At 40.6% G+C, this 22,515-nt stretch carries 21 protein-coding genes; 14 read left to right on the top strand and 7 right to left on the bottom strand.

The annotated features are described in order from the left end of the window. Nucleotides 1-31: 31 nt before the first annotated feature. Nucleotides 32-157, bottom strand: coding sequence for a hypothetical protein (locus ACT3QP_RS07970; protein ID WP_444525088.1), 126 nt, complete (start codon nt 155-157; stop codon nt 32-34). Between ACT3QP_RS07970 and ACT3QP_RS07965 the strand changes: the two genes are divergently transcribed. The 5 genes from ACT3QP_RS07965 (at nt 120) to ACT3QP_RS07945 (ending at nt 4,407) form a co-directional block, all read left to right on the top strand. Continuing rightward, nucleotides 120-1,514, top strand: coding sequence for a flavin-containing monooxygenase (locus tag ACT3QP_RS07965; protein WP_444525100.1), 1,395 nt, complete (start codon nt 120-122; stop codon nt 1,512-1,514). The two genes, ACT3QP_RS07970 and ACT3QP_RS07965, sit on opposite strands and share 38 nt — an antisense overlap. A gap of 521 nt (nt 1,515-2,035) precedes the next feature. Then, complete coding sequence (locus ACT3QP_RS07960) at nt 2,036-2,332, top strand: hypothetical protein (protein WP_442062550.1); 297 nt, start codon at nt 2,036-2,038, stop codon at nt 2,330-2,332. A 26-nt stretch (nt 2,333-2,358) separates the two neighbouring features. Next, entirely contained in the window at nt 2,359-2,664 is a 306-nt protein-coding gene (locus tag ACT3QP_RS07955) for a hypothetical protein (RefSeq protein ID WP_442062548.1), read from the top strand. 128 nt (nt 2,665-2,792) lie between these two features. Then, complete coding sequence (locus ACT3QP_RS07950) at nt 2,793-3,338, top strand: hypothetical protein (RefSeq protein WP_444525087.1); 546 nt, start codon at nt 2,793-2,795, stop codon at nt 3,336-3,338. 91 nt (nt 3,339-3,429) lie between these two features. After that, the gene (locus tag ACT3QP_RS07945) at nt 3,430-4,407 is read left to right on the top strand and encodes a hypothetical protein (protein ID WP_444525086.1); all 978 of its coding nucleotides are present in this window, start codon (nt 3,430-3,432) and stop codon (nt 4,405-4,407) included. Between the two features lie 86 nt (nt 4,408-4,493). Here ACT3QP_RS07945 and ACT3QP_RS07940 read toward each other — a convergent pair whose 3' ends face one another. Next, nucleotides 4,494-5,801, bottom strand: coding sequence for an RNA-guided endonuclease InsQ/TnpB family protein (locus ACT3QP_RS07940; RefSeq protein ID WP_444525085.1), 1,308 nt, complete (start codon nt 5,799-5,801; stop codon nt 4,494-4,496). A gap of 74 nt (nt 5,802-5,875) precedes the next feature. On the opposite strand from ACT3QP_RS07940, the gene tnpA reads away from it, so the two are divergent. The 6 genes from tnpA (at nt 5,876) to ACT3QP_RS07910 (ending at nt 12,230) form a co-directional block, all read left to right on the top strand. After that, nucleotides 5,876-6,274: an IS200/IS605 family transposase gene (gene tnpA, locus ACT3QP_RS07935; protein WP_444525084.1), complete on the top strand. Its 399-nt coding sequence runs from the start codon at nt 5,876-5,878 to the stop codon at nt 6,272-6,274. A gap of 29 nt (nt 6,275-6,303) precedes the next feature. Then, nucleotides 6,304-6,822 carry an ATP-binding protein gene (locus ACT3QP_RS07930; RefSeq protein ID WP_444525083.1) on the top strand — a complete coding sequence of 173 codons (519 nt, stop codon included), beginning with the start codon at nt 6,304-6,306 and terminating at the stop codon, nt 6,820-6,822. After that, nucleotides 6,806-7,531 carry a hypothetical protein gene (locus tag ACT3QP_RS07925; RefSeq protein WP_444525082.1) on the top strand — a complete coding sequence of 242 codons (726 nt, stop codon included), beginning with the start codon at nt 6,806-6,808 and terminating at the stop codon, nt 7,529-7,531. Before ACT3QP_RS07930 ends, ACT3QP_RS07925 begins: the two co-directional genes overlap by 17 nt. Then, nucleotides 7,518-8,915 carry a hypothetical protein gene (locus tag ACT3QP_RS07920; protein ID WP_444525081.1) on the top strand — a complete coding sequence of 466 codons (1,398 nt, stop codon included), beginning with the start codon at nt 7,518-7,520 and terminating at the stop codon, nt 8,913-8,915. The genes ACT3QP_RS07925 and ACT3QP_RS07920 overlap by 14 nt, the downstream gene beginning before the upstream one ends. Further along, nucleotides 8,915-9,847 carry a DUF7281 domain-containing protein gene (locus tag ACT3QP_RS07915; protein ID WP_444525080.1) on the top strand — a complete coding sequence of 311 codons (933 nt, stop codon included), beginning with the start codon at nt 8,915-8,917 and terminating at the stop codon, nt 9,845-9,847. Before ACT3QP_RS07920 ends, ACT3QP_RS07915 begins: the two co-directional genes overlap by 1 nt. Nucleotides 9,848-10,415: 568 nt before the next feature. Continuing rightward, nucleotides 10,416-12,230, top strand: a complete 1,815-nt coding sequence (locus ACT3QP_RS07910) for a flavin-containing monooxygenase (RefSeq protein WP_444525079.1) — start codon at nt 10,416-10,418, stop codon at nt 12,228-12,230. Nucleotides 12,231-12,530: 300 nt separating this feature from the next. Here the strand turns inward: ACT3QP_RS07910 and ACT3QP_RS07905 are convergent, their stop codons facing one another. Both ACT3QP_RS07905 and ACT3QP_RS07900 read right to left on the bottom strand, forming a co-directional pair. Continuing rightward, nucleotides 12,531-13,988 (bottom strand): DHA2 family efflux MFS transporter permease subunit, encoded by a 1,458-nt coding sequence (locus ACT3QP_RS07905; protein ID WP_444525078.1) that lies wholly within the window; start codon nt 13,986-13,988, stop codon nt 12,531-12,533. 27 nt (nt 13,989-14,015) lie between these two features. Next, nucleotides 14,016-14,792 (bottom strand): hypothetical protein, encoded by a 777-nt coding sequence (locus ACT3QP_RS07900; protein ID WP_192992018.1) that lies wholly within the window; start codon nt 14,790-14,792, stop codon nt 14,016-14,018. 247 nt (nt 14,793-15,039) lie between these two features. Between ACT3QP_RS07900 and ACT3QP_RS07895 the strand changes: the two genes are divergently transcribed. Further along, complete coding sequence (locus ACT3QP_RS07895; protein WP_444525077.1) at nt 15,040-16,014, top strand: alpha/beta hydrolase; 975 nt, start codon at nt 15,040-15,042, stop codon at nt 16,012-16,014. Nucleotides 16,015-16,100: 86 nt separating this feature from the next. Here ACT3QP_RS07895 and ACT3QP_RS07890 read toward each other — a convergent pair whose 3' ends face one another. Continuing rightward, entirely contained in the window at nt 16,101-16,805 is a 705-nt protein-coding gene (locus ACT3QP_RS07890; RefSeq protein WP_192520204.1) for a hypothetical protein, read from the bottom strand. Nucleotides 16,806-16,930: 125 nt separating this feature from the next. Next, on the bottom strand, nt 16,931-17,344 hold the full coding sequence (gene arfB / locus ACT3QP_RS07885; protein WP_192520205.1) for an alternative ribosome rescue aminoacyl-tRNA hydrolase ArfB: 414 nt from the start codon (nt 17,342-17,344) through the stop codon (nt 16,931-16,933). Between the two features lie 284 nt (nt 17,345-17,628). Here arfB and ACT3QP_RS07880 point away from each other — a divergent pair, with 284 nt between their 5' ends. Both ACT3QP_RS07880 and ACT3QP_RS07875 read left to right on the top strand, forming a co-directional pair. Next, nucleotides 17,629-19,503: an autotransporter domain-containing protein gene (locus ACT3QP_RS07880; RefSeq protein ID WP_444525076.1), complete on the top strand. Its 1,875-nt coding sequence runs from the start codon at nt 17,629-17,631 to the stop codon at nt 19,501-19,503. Nucleotides 19,504-19,726: 223 nt separating this feature from the next. Then, nucleotides 19,727-22,012 carry a TonB-dependent receptor gene (locus ACT3QP_RS07875; RefSeq protein WP_192529679.1) on the top strand — a complete coding sequence of 762 codons (2,286 nt, stop codon included), beginning with the start codon at nt 19,727-19,729 and terminating at the stop codon, nt 22,010-22,012. Nucleotides 22,013-22,169: 157 nt separating this feature from the next. Here ACT3QP_RS07875 and ACT3QP_RS07870 read toward each other — a convergent pair. Further along, a partial coding sequence (locus ACT3QP_RS07870; protein WP_444525075.1) for a hypothetical protein occupies nt 22,170-22,515 on the bottom strand: 346 nt, incomplete at its 5' end.

Raw genomic sequence — 22,515 nt, 5'->3', positions numbered from 1 at the left:
TGCGAAAGTGGTGGGAGTATGTCAACGACGCTTAGATGTTATACCCGTTATCTCGATACCAGTCCAAGGCATCTTGAATGCAGGTCTCGATAGGTGGTACCACATAATCTAACTCTCGGATAGCCTTTGCACTTATAGCGTGTTGTGATGATGACATATATCTTGCCTGCCCAGGATTCATATCAGGCCCATCAGGTATTACCTCCGCAAAAAACTGCAAACAGTATAATATAGATTTTGACATTTTTGAGAAGAATGACAAAGTCGGTGGCAATTGGGTTTTTAATTCAAAAACCGGTCACTCATCAGTGTATGAAAACACCCATATTATTAGCTCAAAAAGGTTGTCTGAATACGAAGACTACCCCATGCCAGACAGCTACCCTGACTACCCTCGTCACGACCAACTGCAACAATACTTTGAAAACTACAGCAAAGCATTTGATGTTTATGATCAAATCAAATTCAATCACACCATCGATAAAGTCATCAGAACGCCAGACGGTGAATGGTTGGTTGCCTACACAGACAACGACGGCGAAAAACAACAAAAAACCTATCAATATTTAATGGTATCAAACGGTCATCACTGGATGCCTAAATACCCAAAATACGAGGGCGAGTTTACCGGCAAGCTCATGCACTCGCATGACTTTAAAGGCGTTGATGATGAGTGGCGTGATAAGCGAATCTTGATTATTGGTGCAGGTAACTCGGGCTGTGACGTTGCTATAGAATCCGCGCGCGTGAGTAAAGATGTGTACTTATCTATGCGTAGCCCGCAATGGTTTTTGCCCAAATTTATGATGGGACAACCGAGCGACATACTGTTAAAGTCGATGGAGAAAATACCGTCAAACTTGCGTCAAAAACTATTGACCAAAACCCTAAAAATATATTCGGGCGACTATGCCAGTTATGGGCTGCCTCGTAATACCAAGCCTGTATTAAGCCACCACCCTACTGTGAATTCAGATTTAATTGATTATGTGCGTCATGGTAAGGTTAAGCCAAAACCGGGCGTTAAACGTTTTGATGGCAACATGGTTGAGTTTACAGACGGCACCCGTGAACATTTTGATATTGTTTGCTGCTGTACTGGGTTTTGGACGGTGTTTGATTTCTTTGATAAATCATTGATTGATTTTCAGCACAGTGAACAAGTGCCACTATACCGAAAAATGATGCATGCCGATTACGACAACTTATACTTTATTGGGCTGTTTCAGCCTATTGGCTGTATTTGGCCATTGGCCGACTTTCAGGCACGTGTGGCCTGCCAAGAAATTTTGGGCAAGTACAAGCGCCCAAGTAATATGGCCAAAACCATTCAGCATGAGTTAGATAACCCGCATTATGATTTTGAACGCGGACAACGCCACGCTGTAGAAGTCGATTACAATACGCTCCGTAAAGAGCTTGTGGACGACCTAGCCACAGCAAGTGTCACTGTGCCGGACAAACACTACGATGTGTCTGCTAAAAACCTTTTGCTCAATATGGTTAAAATTTAATGGTGGCCACATCATTAATGCAGGCTCGGTAAATACTTTTGATTGATGCCGCTTATAGTCAATCAATGTTAAAAATGATACAAGGCAGACGAGCGCAAGTACTACGGTAGTAGGCTAAGCGAGTCTAACGCCGTAACACTTTAAGAGTGATTCGACTATATATGATTGGTGAGCAATAAAATCGGTGCACATATACACCCTTTGCTATTGCTATAAATATTACAGGCTTGCTGTGTGTATGCTAACAGATGCGGCGTAAACACAGCCAACCGTATAGTCACTCCACTATAATACATTGTGTGTCTCATCCTGCTATTGATAAGTACAAAAAAACAGTTGAAATAGCATTTTGAATAAGAGGCTCATATTTATAATAAGAAATATATTCATGGAAAACGCTGAGTATTTCTGCTATACCTAGTTATACTAATTAAATTGGTTAGTTATACTAATCAAACCAATTGGTTATATAGATTTCTCATTTCACGTATTGGCGCTCACAACCACAAAGGACGATGACTATGAAATTAGCAAAATCTGTACTCGCCAGCATCTGTATTTTACCGTTAATTACTATCGCTTATGCTGAAGACGTTGATACCCAGAACTTAAGCATCTCTGAAACCTCAATGATGAGTGTCAATGACACCGCACCATCAACCATGAAAATGTACAATGAAAATGACCAAATGGGCGAAAAACCGCAAGCTATTAATGATGTAAGCGAAGTTGAGATGGATAAAGAAGAGGGATTTAGATGGCCCTGGCAGAAAAAGAACAAAGAAGTAGCGACACCTGAGCGTCCAAAGTGCTGTTAGTTCATTAACTATAAAGGACCACCACGATGAAACTATCAAAAGCTATTTTAGTCAGCACCTGTATTTTACCATTTGCCACCATCACTTATGCCGCAGAGATTGATACCCAAAATTTGCTTATTTCTGAAAGCTCAATAATGAGTGTCAATGAAACTGCACCACTAGCCATGCAGAAAAAAGACGACATACCAATAGATAATAAATCCAGTGCCATTGATAATCCAAATGATGTTGAAATGGATAACGAAGAGGGATTTAGATGGCCTTGGCAAAGAAGAAAAGACAAAGCTCTTGAAGCTGTCGAAGACTTTAAGAATCAACCTAGACACTGAAGAGATTCAGGTAGGGAGTCGTTTATGTTAGCCGATATCAAGGTAAACCTAACGTAAATTTTGATGATAGCTTTAGTTATTCACAGTGATTTATTGATAGTAAATACTTTTACACAAGGATGTAGATTATGATTATTTATAAGCAAATCGCAATACTGACTCTGAGCATGTCTCTAGCAGCGCTTAGCCATGCAGCTGATGATATGGCAGGTGCCAAAAATGGTATGACTTTAACGGAAAACAGTGCTATTTCGACGTGGACGCATAATTGGAGCACCACTGAAAAAGAAAAGAAAAAGGGCAAGGTAAATATGGTGTCCTCAAATGTGAGCGCGCCGTTGGAAAAAGATGCCTCTCAAGCAGCCTTAACCGAGTTTGCTGAAAAAAACAACATGACCGAAAAAAGCTATGGTGATGTTTGTGGCGCTTTTATGGAAAGTGAGATGGCTGAAACTAAATCGCTAGATCATCGCTGGGGTAAGTCTGATTCGCATTGGTCCAAAAAGTCATTCAAGATTTTTAAAGCACGCGAGTTTACGAGTGGTGAAGAAGAACTGGCGCAAAGCGCAGGTCATTTATTTGGCAAAACGAGAGAAAAACATAACTGTATCACTACCAAAATAGGGATCAACGATGAAAACGTTGAGCTTGAGTCTATGAAACTAACAAAATAATTAAGCAATGCTATCTATGAGTAGACCAAGGTGACAGTTAAGTATTTAGCTGTCATTTTTTATGTACTAAGCCACATTTTGGAGAGTATTCATGAAAACCTTTTGTTACCTACTGGTGAGTTTGATTTTTCTATATTCTACTCAAGCCACTGCCCTGAATACCAACGAGAAAATGATCGATGACCTGTATCAAGATACTGAGCTTGATATAGATAATGTAGATGACGTGTTTGAATACGTATTATCACAGACTGACGATACCCTCACTATTTATCCTTCAGAAGGCTATTATTACTTTAACTTTTACCATCAGGGCAACTTAATAAAAGGCAATATATTGGTGGGTCATAAGCTGAGACAGCAAGGCAGCTTATCCTTTATATATTTTTATGATATAGCCGGAAAAGAGCGAGGTGAGTTTAAAACGCATCACAAACTATATAAGTCATCAGATACATTTAGCTTGAAAAGTTATCAACCTAACTTATATCAGTTAAGCTTCAAAAATATCAGAAAAAACCTTAAGATTAATCAGATAGAGCCGGATGCTGATTTTGTAAAGATGCTTGAAGGTCGTGGTTTTGAAGTAAACCTACCCATGATGGATGATTCAGGGGTCACATTTTATTTGGCATTTCACCCTACTACTAATAATTTCTATTATATTAATTCTTTATCCAGAGATGATGAATTTTACTACCCTTTTGGCAAGGTGCTCAAAGTAGGAGCTAGAACTCAGTTTGTCTACCTACCTATGGACAAATTTGCCATATTAGTAGGTGTTGATGCCAATAATATTTATAAAAACAACTACTACGATGGCCCTTTTGATCAGCTCCCTGATGAGGCGTTAGCGAATATAGAATATAAGTCTTATTTGTATCGTGTCAATCCAAGTTGGAAAGATAAAATATATGATGATGGATATTTTATAAATGACCCCGATGCCCGTGTGGCGCTGACTAACTATTTTGAATATTTATCGCTTGATGAACTTAACAAAATTCAGCCTTGTGCATCGAACAAAAACCCGCTGCAGTGTTTGGAAGACAGTGGTATGCGTTTCTAACTTAGCGACTTGTAATCTTATATAACATTGACATACTCCCCCCACTTTCGCAAAGCTCAAGTGGGGGATTCTAAAAGCAAATGCTCTTAGGCGACCTTCTCACGAGGGTCACTTGTTTTCTGTTTCAACGGGCGACCTTTACTGCATCCTCCCTCCGCAGACAATACGGCATGTCCTGCCGCTAATATATTACGAGCCGCATTAAAATCAGCGTTCGCAACATACCTGCATTTGACGCACTCGAATTTAGACTGAGTTTGTCTGTTTTCCTTAGCGATATGCTGGCACCTAGAGCAAGTTTGGCTAGTGTATCGTGGATTTACTTTAATCAGTAACCCACCGCGCCATTGCTGCTTGCACTCAAGCATATTGACCATCATGCCCCAACCTTGATCTAAGATTGATTTATTCAATCCTGACTTGGCTTTGACATTACGACCTTTATTCTCCACCGTACCACTGGCTGATTTCGACATATTGGCGACTTTTAAATCCTCACAAGCAATCATGGCGTGGTTTTTGCTGATGCTGGTGGTGATTTTATGCAAGTAGTCATGGCGAATGTTAGCGATATGATGGTGTAGCTTTTGAATCTTGCTGTTCTGCTTTTTCCAGTTTTGGCTAAACAGAACCTTCCTGCTTAATTGACGCTGTAATTTAGCCAGTTTTACTTGATTGGCTTTAAAGCTGTTCTTAGGTTTGATGTACTGACCGTTTGAGGTGGTGAGTAGTTTGCTGATACCCATATCTAAGCCAATGGCGCTTTTAGAGGAGTGGCGAGGGTTCTCAGCCAGTTCGCGCTCTGTGCCAAACGACACGTACCAGTGCCCCGATTTCTTGCCGATGGTGACATTTTTAATTGTACCAATAATGTCTTGCGACTTCCTAAACTTCACCAGGCCAATGCCATTAGGCAGTTTTACTCGGTTGCCCTCAACACGGCAGTATTTATCAAACTGAACCAAGCGAATTGAGTCGCGCCCATCTGATTTGCGCTTAAATCTTGGCATCAACGGCCGTAGCTGGATTTCTGTGCCGTCAGCCAGTTTAAAGAACTTGGGTTTGCGAGGTTTCTTTTTATTTTCTTTTAATCTGGCATGTACTTTAGGATCAAAGAAACGCGACCAAGCCGATGCCAGATCACGTACTTTTTGTTGTAAAGACACCGCGTTTGAGCTGCTTTTTAAGAATGCAAAATCAGGGTTGCTCTTTAGACCCATGATTTTATTAACAAGGTTGGTGGCATTGATAAACTCATCTTTAGCAAACATCTCAAATGAGATCGCTAGCATTTGATTCCAAACAAAACGTGCAGAGCCGACAAGATTATTTAAAACAATCTCCTGCTCCGTATTAGGCTCAAGCCTAAATTTATACGCTTTGTTGATTTTCATAAATGCCTTCTTTATTAATGAGTGTGCATTTAGTAATATACTTATAATACTAGCACTTAAGAGTTTTTATTACAATGAGTGAGATATACAAAAACCGTCATGCCGCCTTTAACCTCCACGTTCATTTGGTTTTTATTACCAAGTACCGAAAAAAGGTCTTAGGTGAGCTACATCATGAATATTTCAGTGAGTGTGCTGCTGAGGTGTGCAAGAGTTTTGATGCTGAGTTAAAAGAATGTAACGGTGAAGCGGATCATATTCACATGCTTATCCAGTACCCACCAACAGTGCAATTAAGCAAACTGGTTAATAACTTGAAGTCAGTCACCAGTAGACGAATGAGGGGTGATTTTATTGATTTAAGAGCAGCTTATTCTAAACCTGTGCTTTGGTCACGCTCCTACTTTGCAAGCTCTTGTGGCGGTGCGCCATTAGATATTATTAAACAATATATTCAGAACCAGCGAGGTTAGCTAGTGATGCGAAATTCACCTCCACCCTAATGTCGGGTGGAGTCCTCTTTCGCTTTTTTGATAGCTTGGTTGAGATGACCATTCAAATCACCGAAAATGGCCGCCAAGTTCCTATCAAAACTGATAATGATTTACAAAACGCCAGTAGCACAGGCTTGTCGATGCTTGCTGTCATTGTTGTTTTTTGTGGAATGACGCGCTATCTCTGCCCTGATGATGGTGTGACGATACACTGGCCACTCGATGAAATAGGTAAATTATCAGGTAAAAACACCGTACTACTCTTTGATTTAATGAAGCAATATAACGTGACTTTGTTTTGTGCACAGCCTGACGCTAGCCCAGCACTGAATCGCTTTTTTGTGAATAAAAACTTATTGGATCTCAAAAAAGGTGTACGACAGTTTGAGATCAAACGGAGCAGTGCAAGTAACCCTTTACTAGCTAATAGCCAACGCTTGGTGCATCATCAAGGAGCAAAGAGCGGCAGCATCTTACCACACTCGTCTACACCTGCTATGGAGGCTAATAATGAGCCAAACCTTTAGTCAAATCACTCTACATTTATTATCAGGGCGTATTATCGATAGAGTTACTGAACCTGCTATGATGAATTGGCTTAGCGAGGAAGACAATTTTGCCAGTATACAAAATTATTTATCAAAGCTTAATCGTCAAGTATTAATGACTTCAGATCAAGAAGGTGCATATCTGGGCTATCTTGATATCAATGAAAAAGACAGCAATAAAGCCATTCGCCAGTCATTCAATAAAATGAGCGTACTATTGTATCCCCTTGTGTTGTGGTTGCGTTTGGTGCGCGGTGCAACAGATAGCAGTCGTCCTCTGCAAGCAGGTGATATGATTAAACTATCCGACTTGCTAGCAAGCATTGAATCCTCAAAGCAGTTAGAGCTACAATTGGCTGATATCATTGCTAAAATTGGCCGCCAAACTAAAGAGGCAAAAAAGCAGCTCAACAGCCTCATTGAATACCTTGAAAATGAAGGCTACCTACACTCAGTCAGCTCGACTGGCGCACTATACAAAGCAACTGCAAAGTGGTCCCTGCTCTATGATCAACTAGAATATATTGGTAAGTATCAAAATCTACACAATCATGAAGCAGAGTACAGCCGTCACCAAGATACCTATCAAAATAATTTTGACTTACGCTCTGCAGCGTCTGATGAAGAAACCGCTACAGACCTAGCAATTAATAATAGCGAGATCGAGAGTCAGCATGGCAAATTCTAACCCCTCTCATAAACGCACAACAAATTCTGATTACACTCATAATAACGCCTTTCAAAGTGAGCAGGCGTACTTGCCATCGATCGATAGCAAGAAAGCCACCAGAGCTTTACTGGCTCATATCGACGTCGCAACATACGCCAGTATTGAACAGAGTGGCACCATTGACGACATTCCCATCAATGAAAAAGCCATCGCAACTTTAGCAAAAAACAAACTTGGCTTTATGATTGATGAGCTACATGGGTTTCAGCTATCAGGCGCAGTTACTCGCTATATTCAGCATACCACCCAAACAAGCCGCCTTCGTGCCTCTAGCCAAACGCTGGCAGGGCTGGTTGAAGAGCTTGAAAGTAAAATTGAAACTTATCATACTCTGAAACGTCGTGATAGTAGTGATATTGACTATTTTGAAAGTGATATCAAAGAATGGGTGGTGCAAATCATTGATGAGCTATCACAGGCAACCTTACACTTCTCTTATCAAGTGCATAATGTTCTTAACATCATTGCCGATCTTGATATTCGTATTAGCGAGAACGAGAATGCCTTGAGAACCATTGATAATTTAAACATCGTCTTTCGGCACTTGAGTATTGAAAAGCTTAGCACATTGGCTAGAAACGATGATTTTTTGCAACCACTATTGTTGCGATTGCTAAAATCTAAACTGGACCAGTCCATATCAGAACTTATTCAAGCAGGTCATCAGCTTCGTCATAACTTGATGCAGTTGCAACAAGACAGACGCATGCAAACATTAAATGAGGTCGTTGATGAGTGGTATCAGCATTTTACTAAGAATCCTACTTTTACGCCTGACATAAGCCTGATCATGCACGGTGAGCCTTGCTTTAATATTGCCGAGGCATTGACTCTCACTACTTATCCTAGTTTAGACGACCCTATCCATGATGCATTCATCTCCGGATTCGGAGAACAAATTGCCAATCAGTTAAAACCTCTGTCCAGTCAAGATAATGTCACCCCTGCTGATAAAAACAATAAAATAGCCATTGATGATGTCAGTCAACTAGAAACTCAAATGGTGATTATATCGCCATTCTATCAAGCTATTGAGCAGTTCTTTGAAGCCTTAACCACAGAAAATGGATTATCAACGTTGTCTGGTACTCAAGCATGGCATACATTTTTTGATGGCAGAAATAGTATAAGTATTGATGATGTAGAAATTACTTTAGAAGACTGGCTACTGGGCCTAACAAACCATTTTTATACTCATCAAAGCGTCTTTTTACCAAAGCTTGACTTGAGTTTTGAGGAACACTCAATACCGCATTACTCAGGCAACCATATCGTAAGTGATATTATCATCAGCCATGCGGATGTGGAAAGTCCCTCAGCCTTTGAAAGTGAGCTGATATAATGATTGCTCTCACCCTACAAGAACAAAAAGTGGTTGAAAAGCTATTAGTAGAACGCCCGAAAAGACGCAAAGCCAACAAAACACTGTTAAGGTTAGCAGAGCAAGGGTTTGGAGCACTCACTGCCAATAACATCATTACCTACAGCCAAACGGACTTTGCTTATATTGCAACGATTATCGATAAACAAAATATTTCAGATGATAAAATTCAGCTGACTCAGCTAACTCCTACCTCTAATCGACTAGAGGTTGCTCAATATCGTACTGATGAAAAATGGAGCCAAGCGAAGGTTTTTGCCCAGCAAGTACTTATCGTTGGTATGGATTGCTCAGTTCCATTATTAAAACCTATTAGTAATGAATCTGTCTCACATACCGCCCAGAACAATCTTGAGCATTATGATATGCCCTCAACATCAATAGGTGTATTGCCTTCAGTGCTTCCAGAGTTTTTAGATATTACTCGATTTGAAAAAGTGATAATCATTGAAAATGGTCAATTAATGACGCATTGGTGGCAATGGCAGGATAGACTTCCTGCTAACTGGAAAAGTGCGCTTTTGGTCTATCGAGGTCATGGAAATAATCTTGCTTGGCTTTCAAGCATACTCCCAAAGCTACCAACTGCCTGCGAAGTTTTATTAAGTTTTGATGTAGATTTATCTGGACTTAGGATGATCAATCACTATGCAAAGCAATGCACTGGTAAAGTAAGCGTGTTACTACCTAAAATAGTGCTGACCTCAAGTCCCATCATTCCACCTTACAATCAACCTCACAAAGTAACCGAGCAAATAAATGCGGCCACTACCTCTTCATTGCTAGAGCCTCTACAATCTATTTATCAGGTATTGATCGATCATAATCTTGCTTTGATGCAAGAGCATTTATTACAAGACACCACGGTCGAATGGATAGAAATCGACTTATAAAATTCAGTTACTTTTAGGTTGTTTTCTTACTTTTAAAATAGTGATAAAAATGAGGACACGCCCTAATAAAACACCTTCTCTTTTCAATACAGTCATCAATCTGTATATGACTAACCAATAGTACTTTCTTGTATCTTCTCAAAAGCACTCCAATCAAAACTGAGTAAAAATACGGCTTGATATCTTGACGATTAAAATATTAAAAAGTAACTATAGTCAGTGAGCTAGCGCGTTACCCTCTTTAGACGTACTAAATGTACAATCTGCGGTCGGTTACTTTGTACTCCTTTTAGATTTCTTTTACGCTATATATACTATATTTGACAACGTATGTTTATAACAGATATAGTTTTTACGGACCCTCTTTCTTTTAAAGGATCTCGGTGTCGCAAAGACCATACTTTTTCTTAAGTATGCTGATTTATCTTTTAATAAAAATTCATTTATATCAATATTTTATATTCCGATTTACTTCGGAAGGCATATTATTTGATATTTAGTGAGTTTTTAATTGCTGCACATGGAGTTCAGCAATAGAGTAAAAAACATAACCATGGAGAGGAATTTTATGACTACTCAAAAATCAGATAATGGCTTATCTGCAAGTCAACAAGTCATTAATTGGCTGCAAGATTTTGATCAAGCCTTATATACAAAAGATATTGATAAAGCCGCTGGATATTTTGAAACGGAAGGTTACTGGCGTGATTTGGTTTCTTTTACCTGGAATATAAAAACGCTAGAAGGGCAAAATGAAATTAAAGACATGCTCTCATATACCCTAGAAACGACTGAGCCATATGACTGGCAGCTTGATGGAGACGCAGTAGAGCAAGATGGCGTTATAGAAGCGTGGATAAGCTTTAAAACCAAAGTATCAAAAGGCTATGGACATTTACGTTTACGTAACGGCAAAGCTTGGACACTATTAACCACCATGATTGAGCTCAAAGACTTCCCTGAAAAGCGTAAAAAACTACGTTCAAAAGGTGCTGAGCATGGCGTCAATCCTGATCGTTTAACGTGGCAAGAAAAACGAGATCTTGAAGAGAAAAACCTTGGTTATAGCGACCAACCTTATTGTTTAGTGATTGGTGGCGGACAAGGTGGTATAGGTCTAGGCGCTCGCCTACGGCAACTTGAAGTTCCCACTATTGTCATTGATAAACAACCAAGACCAGGTGACACATGGCGTAACCGTTATAAGTCATTATGTTTGCATGACCCCGTATGGTATGACCACATGCCGTATCTTCCTTTTCCTGACAACTGGCCAGTATTTACGCCAAAAGACAAGGTTGGTGACTGGCTAGAGATGTATACTAAGATTATGGAGTTAAACTACTGGGGATCAACTGAGTGTCTCAGTGCGTCTTTTGATGAAAAGTTACAGCAATGGAATGTAGAGGTTGATAGAGCCGGTGAACGTTTAACATTGCACCCTAAACAGTTAGTGTTAGCGACTGGTATGTCAGGATTACCGAACATTCCAGAGATTCCTGGTATGCAAGATTTTGCTGGAGAGCAACATCATTCTAGCCAACATCCAGGCGGTGAAGCTTATCGAGATAAAAAATGTATTGTGCTGGGTGCAAACAACTCAGCGCATGATATTTGTGCAGCCCTTTGGGAAAATGGTGCAGATGTCACTATGATACAACGCTCGTCCACGCATATCATTAAATCAAATACATTGATGGATGAAGTATTGGGTGGCTTGTATTCAGAAGAGGCTGTTGAAAATGGCATCACTACCTATAAAGCAGATCTGACTTTTGGTTCTATTCCTTTTAAAATTATGCCGCAATTCCATGAGCCTGTTTATCGTAAAGTGGCAAACTTAGATGCGGATTTTTATAAAAAACTCACCGATGCTGGTTTCATGCTCGATTTTGGTGAAGATCACACAGGTCTCTTTATGAAATATTTACGTCGAGGTTCTGGTTACTATATTGATGTTGGTGCTTCTGAACTTGTCGCGGATGGCAAGATAAAGCTCAAATCCAAAGTAAGTATTGACCACATCAAACCTAACTCGGTGGTACTAACGGATGGCACAGAATTAGAAGCTGATTTGATTGTATATGCTACTGGCTTCGGCTCTATGAATGGTTGGGCTGCAAAAATAATTTCTCAGGACGTAGCCGATAAAGTTGGTAAGTGTTGGGGAATGGGCTCAGGTACAGCTAAAGACCCAGGCCCTTGGGAAGGCGAACTAAGAAACATGTGGAAACCAACTCAGCAAGAGGCATTATGGTTCCATGGTGGAAACTTGCACCAATCTCGACATTATTCTCAATATTTGTCATTACAGCTTAAAGCCAGAATGGAAGGTATCGAGACCCCTGTGTATGGCTTACAGAAAGTCCATCACTTAGAGTAAAAGTAAGTTAAGCATCATTATAGCTGGTTTAAAATATTCAGGTACAAGGAAGGCAAGCAACAGTACTACAAATATAGTCAGTGAACGGCTAAACGGCTACGGCGTTACCCTCTTTAGACGTACTAAATGTACAATCTGCGGTCGGTTACTTTGTACTCCTTTTAGAGTTCTTTGACTATAGTAGACTGGACGAGCCTAAAACTGTACCTGTTTTATTTTTTAGCGATCGAATTTTTCTCGTTTGACAACAATTTTTATCGTCTTTATCTTCATTTTTGAAGTGAATATACCCCCTAGCCTTTAAGCCGTTTTTGGTAATTGACGCGCGGAATAAACGCTACACAATAATATCACAGCGATCAGTACAAACACCTCTTGAATAGCACTACTCATGCCATGGCTGCCTGCCAACAGTGAAGCGCCGCGGCCCTCTACATAAAGCGTAATGACAGCGATAAATATAGTGGAGGCAATGCGCCGACTAATATTGTTTAGTGCAGCACCATCCGTCACCATATTTTTAGGTAAGCTACTAAACCCCACAGTAGTGGTTGGCAAATAAGCCAATCCCACACCCACACCGCGTAAACTCATCACAAACATCAGCCCCCAAAGCGTTGGCTGATACAAGCACCATGCCAGCATAAATGTAGATAAGGCGCTAATAAGAATACCAAAAATGCCAATACCTCTAGCACCACGTTTGTCTACCATACTGCCTGCATAATGGGTGGTAATACTCGCTACTAGCGTCGCCACCATTAAAATAACGCCTGTCCATAACGCACTTTCGCCCATGACGTTTTGAATCAATACTGGCAATAGCAACAGACATATCATCAGCCCTACTGTTTGGGTAATACTAATAATATTGCTATGTAAGTATATTTTATTACTAAATAATCTGACGTTAAGCAATGGATGGCTGTGACGGCTCTCATATATCCACCAAGCCACTGCAGACAGTAAAAATATCGCCGATACCAATACCAGTGATAAAATACTGACGATACTAGAACTAAAATTCACTTCTAGCGTGCTCAACCATAACATCATAGCCAGTAGCCAAATCAGCAAGCTGACAAAACCAATGCTATCAAAGGAGCTACTTGCCGTTTGGGAGCGAATATTAGGCAAAAACAGCCAAACCATGATCACCACTGCCACACTCAATGGCAATGTGATGGCAAACAAAGTCCACCATGCAAACTGCTCGACCAAATACGCGCCAATCAGTGGGCCAAATGCCAATGACATCATAATAACAATGCCCCACAATGCCATCACTCTTCCCTGTCGCTGTTGCGGGTAGATCTGATAAAGCATGCCGATAGACAAAGGGATAATTAGGCCGCCGCTAAATCCCTGTACTGTTCTAGCAGCAATTACATACCCCATGCTAGTGGCTAGCATACCAATCACCGACCCCAACATAAACCCGACAATAGCTACCAAATAAACGGATTTGAACGGCAATCTTTTATTCAAGTAACCACTCAGCATCAGCCCCACACTCATGGCTAGCACATAGGCGTTTAGCACCCAACCCACTATCACAATATCGACATCAAACACCGACATAAAAACAGGAATGGCAGGATTGAGGGCACTATTACTAAAACTCACCACAGTACCGCCAAGTAATAAGGTTAGCAGTACATGGTGAGTCTGTTTATCACTTAAGCCGTGGTCGCTCATAAGTATTTTTTTTGTAGAAGCTTTATCTATACAGATTTCGCTTGTAGAAGTTTTACTCATTCAATAATAGCGCCATGTCATAAATACTTATAACCCTCTAGCCTTATCCGACGTCACAGTATAAAAGATATTAAAAGCGCTGTTGGCACCCGTCTTGATAACCTTACCATCTACCACTGCACTGGCTTCAAAATCAACACCACCACCTGCGTGCTCGCCGCTAACAATATTTGGCAACGTTAATGAGTTTATGACTACGTTTTTATTGGTGACAGGAATATTAGGTTTGGTTAATTTCGTACCGCGTGGTTTTACCACTGTTCCTGCTGCTAGGTCTTTAGCCACATCATCATAAATAATATCAAAGCTTAACAATTGAGCCTGATCCAGTTTTGCCTGTCCATTTACCACAGGAATACCCACAAGAGATTTACTACCACGGTGAATCATTCTATTATCCATCACACTCCCATCGTCACGTTTTCTCCCTTCAGCAGCCACCGAGCTGGTACGATTGATTATCATAACTTTGTATCCTGGGACTGCAACATCTCCTTCTCCATCAAAAATATCTGCCATCAATTCTTGTGCATTTTGCGCATTATTGACAACAATTCGAGCAGAAGTTTCAGAAACTGGATAATCTTGGCCATCAATAGTTAAATAATGAATATCGGCATAGTTGCTTTTTGTTTGCATGATAGTAGAAGTCACAGAGTGCGTCGGCGGTATAGCATCTTTACTCGATAACAACGTTGTATTTTGACAACCAGCAATCCCTAAAGATAAAAGGGCAATAGATAGTACAGAATGCTTAGATAATAAGAAACTCTTGCCTAAATTTGCTTGCATTGAATACGACATAATGGGCTCTCATAATATAAAGTTTGATAAATTTGATAACATCAAAAATACAATATTGATAATGATTATCATTTGTATTATATTTACTGAATTATAACATTTTGTCAATATTCATTAATCACTCATTCTTATGCGTGATGAAATAGCAATAAAAATACGATAAATGAGTCTATATTCAAAAAAGGAAATCATGTCGGTATTTAAGAGATATCTGTCGATAATAACAATTATAGCTATAGGAACAGTCATGTCGCCAAGTTATGCCCGACCCGACTTGACCACGCCTGTAGATATGAGTTTATTGCATGCCAAAGACACTGGCTATCACTTTGTATATCATGACTTTAGTGCACCTGCACCCAAATCATCCTCTTTTAGAGAAGGTAGTTCAACTACCATAAAATCTTATGCCAGTCCTCGTCATTATCGAGTATGGTTGGCTATTCCCAAGCAGTATATAAATCAGCAGACTACTAATAATGCCGTTAGCCACTCTACCAGAGTGCTCTATATACTCGATGGAAATGCCGCCATTGGTGATTTAACAAAAGACACCATGCTCTCATTATCAAATGTTACGCCGCAAAACAATGCACCTGCTTTGGTTTTTATTGGTTATCAAACGCCTTACCGCTTCGATGTCGATGCCAGAGCATATGATTACACACCACCATTATTGGCTCAGAGAGAGCAACGAAATGTGTTTCAAGAAAAAGGGAGAGAACGATTAAATGGCGGTGCTGAAAATTTCTCTCAACTGATTGAACAAAAAATCAAACCATGGGTATATCTGCAACTGGAGGGAAAGCCTGACCAAGAGGGACTTTGGGGACATTCTTATGGTGGCTTGTTCGTATTGTATAATTTGTTAGAGCATCCAGAATCTTACCAACAGTATTTCAGTGCAGATCCTTCGCTATGGTGGCAAGATGGTGAAATGCTAAGATATTGGAAGGCATATCAAAGCTCACCTGAAGCGCAGCGTTCAGATATCTATGAAAACAAACGGCTCAGACTGACTTTTAGTCAGGCAGCAGAGCAACAGTCCAAGATAGAGAAGCATCGAAATCATTCAGCGATGGCTCCCAATACGCCAAACAAACAAGATTTTGCTGAGCAGCTCTGTCACGACTTTCAGCAAAACTGTCGCTATCAATTCTATGTTCAATCTCATGGAGAGCTTTTTAAAACCTCTCTATTAGACAGTTTACAAAGATTTTAAAACATCAATAAATAAGAAAAGTCTATACCCATCACCCTGTCGTATATCCATGCTATTTAACATCGACTCTACACAAAATGGGTATATTACTCCGCATCATCCAATAGCTTGTTAAATGTGTCTACCATTGCATCATCTATGATATTGTCTTCTACATAGTTTATTATCTGTTCTATCGTGGTTAGATCCATCGCTTGAATGCCGAGGTCAGCTAGTTGCTTATTGATAGACTCTAAGCTCTCATTTTCTTCAGAATCGTCTAATAAATGCTCTTCGAACCTTCCTCTGACGAACCAATACATTTTTTCTAGTAGAGTCTCTTGTTTGGTCAGAGTAGAATATCCATCACCATAAATAAATAGATTAAAATGATAAGCCATTTTTATATCATTAATGAGAAAATTACGCTGGCACTCTAATGTATAGGCTTGAATATCTTTATTTTCAGCACCTTCTTTATCTGTAGCCTCTTCATCATATTCAATAACCTCTTCTATCAGCTCACCTAGTATTTGATAGTCGCCTGTTTTGATTTTATGGTTATAAATGATACAAGCATCGGAGATTGCATCAAAAATAATGGCGCTGATATCTAACGTGTTATCATCAATGTCGTAGAAACTTTTTAGTGCTGGTAAAAACTCAGTCAGCTTATCTTCGGGCACTTGTGTTAGACACTGCTGCTCATATATTTTAATCATGTCTTCAGGTGCATAAGTATTAGCAGTATTAGTTTCATTCCTACCAGTAGGCTGTAAAGGTAAAAAGTTATACGGGTTATCATTGGTCATTCAGAACGGCCTTTTTATTTAGATTAGCGTTATTAGATACTTGTTCGGCATCTATAGAGCTATTGTTTCTTATTCAGACAATTTTAGATATGTGATCGACTCAAAATAGCAGTATTTATAACGTGCTAAAAGTCTACTTTACCTCGCAGCGCCTTGGTTTTACCCCGCTGCGTTTTTTTGTCCATACGTTTACGTTTAGCATTTCTGCTCGGTTTGGTAGGTTTACGATTTTTGCTGATATAAGTGGCTTGTATGATAAATTGTTGCAAGCGCTCGATAGCATCTGCCCTATTTCTTTCTTGTGTGCGGAACTGCTGCGCTTTCAGCACAAATACGCCCTCTTTACTAATACGGTTATCATTATTGGTCAGCAAACGCTCTTTTTGTGAGTTACTAAGACTTGAAGCATGAATGTCAAAACGCAAATGAATGGCAGAAGAAACTTTGTTGACATTTTGCCCGCCAGCACCTTGTGCACGTATGGCGCTAATCTCTACTTCATGGTCATTAAGACTGATGGTATTGCTAATAAAAATCATGATTTGCTTTTATATAAATAATCCATAATATCGACTCATCATAAATCATTATCGATGAAGCGGCTACTTGCGATATCGATAACTAACATAAGTGTGAGACCATGATAGTCCAACATCAATCTGGCAGCAAATATAGGCTTAATAGATCAGTATCACACTTACTCCAAAGTTAAAGAAAGCTCATGACCTAACTTAGGACTATACAGTCAAATAGATTGCCAGGTTTTTAAAAAATCGTTACAATCGAGTTATAATCCCGCCATATTTACGACAAGGAAGTCGATATGTCTTATCATACAACTCGTACTATTGTTAATCCCTCTATTCTCAAAACCCTTACTAAGAGCATGCTGGCAATCACACTTTGCACAACAGGATTTGCTCATGCCAGCGACTATAGCAGCGTGACATTTTTTGGTGACAGCTTAACGGATGGTGGCTACTTTGCGCCTCTGACCCAAGATACTTTTGGGCTTGAAGAATCAGGACAATTTACCACCAACCCTGACAACACATGGGCGACCTCATTCGCTGAGCAACTAGGAACAACCGCTGTCGCCAATACTTATGATGGTAGCCAAACGGGTAATAATTATGCTATTGGCGGTGCGAGAGCGGGCGAAGACGTCACGGCTTTCGGTATTCCAGTAGCTTCGGCCAATACCCAAGCTAATAACTACATTGCCAGTAATCAAATAGACTCTAATGGGCTGTATGTGGTCTGGGCGGGTGCAAATGACTTACTTGCCGCCGCAGAAGATCCAGATAATGCCGAAACTATCATTACATCAGCAGTAAACAGTCAGGTCCAGACGATTGGCGCCCTAAAAAATAATGGTGCAAACTACATTTTAGTACCCAATATTCCTGATGTCGGCCTCACACCTAGAGCCATCGAACAAGGTGCAGCGGCACAAGCGCAAAGTACTTATATCACCAACCTATATAACCAGTCCATGTATATCGGCGCTCAAAATACAGGCGCAAATATTATACCATTGGACACCTTTAGCTTACTACAAGAAGTCGCTGCCAATCCTACGGCCTTTGGTTTTACTAATATTACAACAGCAGCTTGTAGTACAGACAGCTCGCTAACCTGTGGATCAAGCGACTTAGCTATTCCGGACGCCAATGAAACCTATTTTTTCGCTGATGGCATCCATCCGACAGGCAGTGCCCACCAACTGATTGCTGATTATGCCAATGCGGTCGTCACAGCGCCTAGCTTAATCGGTGTATTGCCACATATCGCGACCACCACAGGACTGGCAACCAATGAGCGTGTGCAATCACACGTCAATCAAATCCAAAGCAGCGAGCAAAAACCTGCCCGTACGTTATGGGCAGTCGGTGAAATTGAAAACCAAGACATTGCAGGGTTTGAAGACGACGGTAATGCACAGGTATTACTAGGTGTCGATTTTGCTCATCCCAATTCAGCAAATGCAGTCACAGGCATATATGGTAATATTACTCAAAATCAATTTGAAAACTCAGGTGTTTCTACTGGCTTAAGCAATATTGAACTGGATGAAGTCGGCTTGGGTGTTTATCACAGCAATACGCTAGACAATTTTGGTGGCATACAGATTAATGGTGCCGTTGGTTTTGGTAATATGGATGTGGATGTCACACGCGCTGTCACGCTCGGCAGCTATCAGCAAGAATTTAAATCAAATGCTGATGGTAAACGGTTTTATGCCAATGTACAGGCGGGCTACCCAATGCAAATCAGCAGCGTGGCTATCACTCCTTATCTTGGTGCAACCGCTAATCGTGTAAAGATTGGTAAACTTGAAGAACAGGAAAGCTCTGGCATCGCCATGCAGTTCGATGAACAAAAGTATACGACAACCTATGGCAAGCTTGGAGTCAAAGCCAATCATAACTTAATGAAAAGTATGAACGTATTTGGCGATGTTCATTACCAAAAACAGCTGAGCGACAATCGTGATGTCGTTACCGCGCGGTTAAACACCTTATCGAATGTTAGCTTTAGCACACCGATGGTAGACACTGACGATGACAGCCTCGGTATGACTCTCGGGCTATCTAGAAGCTTTGGTCTGTTAAATGCCAATGCTGGCATCACCCACTCACAAGGTGATGACGATAAATCAACGAGCTTGTTTGTCGGACTCAGCGGTGCCTTTTAGCTCGACGCGCCCTGAGTATTGGCTTGTTCTGCTATAAACAAATAAAAACTGCCCACTACTAAAAAAGTGTTTGGCAGTTTTTTTATTTTTGTGCGTCTTTAATTGAACAGGCTTTATGGATACACCTAGTCAGCTTTGTTTACCAAAGAACAACCTATAGACATGATTAAATGATAAAGGTATTATCATCGATAACAATTATCATTTACAATACGGTTGTATTATGTCTAAGCGCACCCTCTCAGCTATTTCATTACCTCACTCTCGCTTGTATAGTGCCATTTTAACTCAGTTACAGATGGCAAAAAAAGCGCCTTTGTACTTAGCAGCTGGTACGCTATTACATCTCAGTCCAGCATTTGCTGATACTACTATTAATACTGATCCAAATGCTCAGCCAAGTGTCACGCTTGACCCTATCGTCGTCGTTGCCAACCAAACACCAAAAGCAATCTCTGATATTCCAGCGACTGTCTGGTATATCGATGAATATAAAGTCGATGAAGCTGCCCGTACTGGTAAGCGTTTAGGCGACTTTATCGCTCAAGAAGTACCCTCTCTCGATTTGGGTAGCGGTGGTCGCACGAGTGCAGGTCAGAACTTGCGTGGACGTGACATGCAGGTGATGATTGATGGTGTATCGCTGAACTCATCGCGGGCCATCAGTCGCTATTTAGATTCGATCAGTATGGAAAATATCGAAAGTATCGAAGTACTGTCTGGCGCATCAGCGGTGTATGGTGGCGGTGCCACCGGTGGTATTATCAATATTAAGACCAAAAAAGCACAATCTGGTGAGCCACAAGTCACCACCTCTATACAAGCAACTTCCGGCTTTCAAGATGAGGACGACATCTCTTATAAAGGTCACGCCTCAATTGGTGGTGGTACAGAAAACATCAAAAGCAAGCTAGCCGTTACCTACGAACAAACTGGTTCTTTCTTCGACGGCAGCGGTCAGATGCTCGTTCCCGATACCACTCAGGGTTCGTTGCAGGACAATGAGACCATTGATATCTTAGCCAGCACACAACTACAGATTGATGACCAGCAAACTTTAGACTTGTCAGCACAGTACTATAAGAGTGAGCAAGATACGGATTACGGTATTCAGTATGATCTAACCACTTATCCATTCGGTGCCGAGATTAGTGATGGTTTTGAGAGTGATCGACAAGCCAGTACGGAACGTCAGCAGTACAATGCCAATTACCACAATACTGACTTATTCGGTCATGAAGTATATGCTCAGCTATCACATCGTACCGAAGAGCTGAATTTCATTCCATTCATCTATGGCACCTATTTCGCCGCTTCAGAGCAGTCAACTGATGTGACTTCAGCACGTGTCGCATTGAGCAAAGATTGGACTGATAAACTCAAGTTAACCTATGGTATCGACGGCTATCAAGACAAACTTGATAGTAATAAGATGATATTTAATCCGAGTACGAGTATTGCTACTGGTGGTCTGGTCAATGATGAGTTTGCCACTGTTGGACGCTACCCTGGCACTGAAGTAAATTCTGTTGCTGGTTTCATTCAAGGTGATTATGAGCTAACCAATAAGCTAAGCGCGACAGCTGGTATGCGCTATCAACATCTAAACAATAAAATCGATGATTTTGTCTCTGACGCCGTACAGACTGATATTGCCTTAGGCAATGCCACTGGTGGTGACGCAATCCCTGGCGGTAGCACGGACTATAATGTTAGCTTATTCAACTTGGGGCTTAATTATAAACCTAACAGCAACCTACGCTATTTTGCGAACTTCTCGCAAGGCTTTGAGTTACCTGATCCTGCTAAGTTTTATGGTCAAGGCATCTATACAAAAAATGCAGCAAATTATTATGAGCTTATTAATGGCTCCAACGTTTCAGGTACCGAGCTTGATGGCATCAAAACCGATAGCTACGAGTTAGGCACTTCGTTCAATCACAATAACTTGACAGGTCAGCTGACTGGTTACTATAGCCTATCAGATGGCAGTATCGACTATGACCGCAGCACCCTATTGATCACTCAAAGTGATAATAAGAAACGTGTGTATGGCATTGAAGCAAAGGGCGACTATGCGATTAATGACAATGTGAGCATCGGTGCACTGGCGCATTGGGTTAAAAGCGAGACGCAGGTCAATGGCGACTATAAAGACACTGTCGTGACTGATACCAGCCCCGCCAAATACGGCTTGTGGACACGTTGGGAAGATGAAAACCAAGCGCTTAAATTACAAGCCAATATGATGAGTGATGTCTCAGGTTACGATTCAAGCAGTGACTCAACTCAAGAGCTTGATGGCTATACCACCGTTGATCTTGATTACACATACTTCTTACCTTCAGGCGAGTTTAGTCTGGGCGTACAAAACATACTCGACAACGACTACACCACCGTTTGGGGACAGCAAGCGCAAATATATTATGGTAGCTATGCACCTGAATCAGCGTTTGATTACAAAGGTTTAGGACGTACTTATACCGTTGGTTATACTCATCACTTTTAAACTTACCAAACTCAAAATAGACGATTCGTCGTCATAAATTCGTTTTTTTCTAACCTAATTTTTAAAAATGGTATTGAGTTAAAAACGAAAGTGTGAATCAAAAAACTCCTTATTCATATGATATGTGAATAGGGAGTTTTTATTTTAGAACTACTAGCTAACTATTATAAGCCACTACCGCCCAAGCAAATAAACCAACGTTAATCGCAATCGCCACTATCCATCTGATATTCACTTGCCAGTTTTTACCTCGAAATGCCCTCGTAGCTTCTGGTGTAATCAGTTGAATAGGATACGGGTTATTTTTACCATTCCATGTGAGTAGCTTTTGCACATCAGGATGTAAAATGGCTCGCTTGGTACACTGATAATGATTGGCCTGAAATAGATTACCCAAAGCGATTATTGAGCCTATGATAAAGATCATGATCTGACCGCCACCAGAATGATTGCTAGGTATTATGCCGTTTTTGCGATAGATAATATCAGCACAGGCAAATAGT

This window comes from Psychrobacter sp. AOP7-B1-24 (assembly GCF_052376215.1).
Classification (GTDB): domain Bacteria; phylum Pseudomonadota; class Gammaproteobacteria; order Pseudomonadales; family Moraxellaceae; genus Psychrobacter.
Note: the sequence above shows the minus strand (reverse complement) of the source record. Positions and strands in the feature narration are given on the sequence as shown.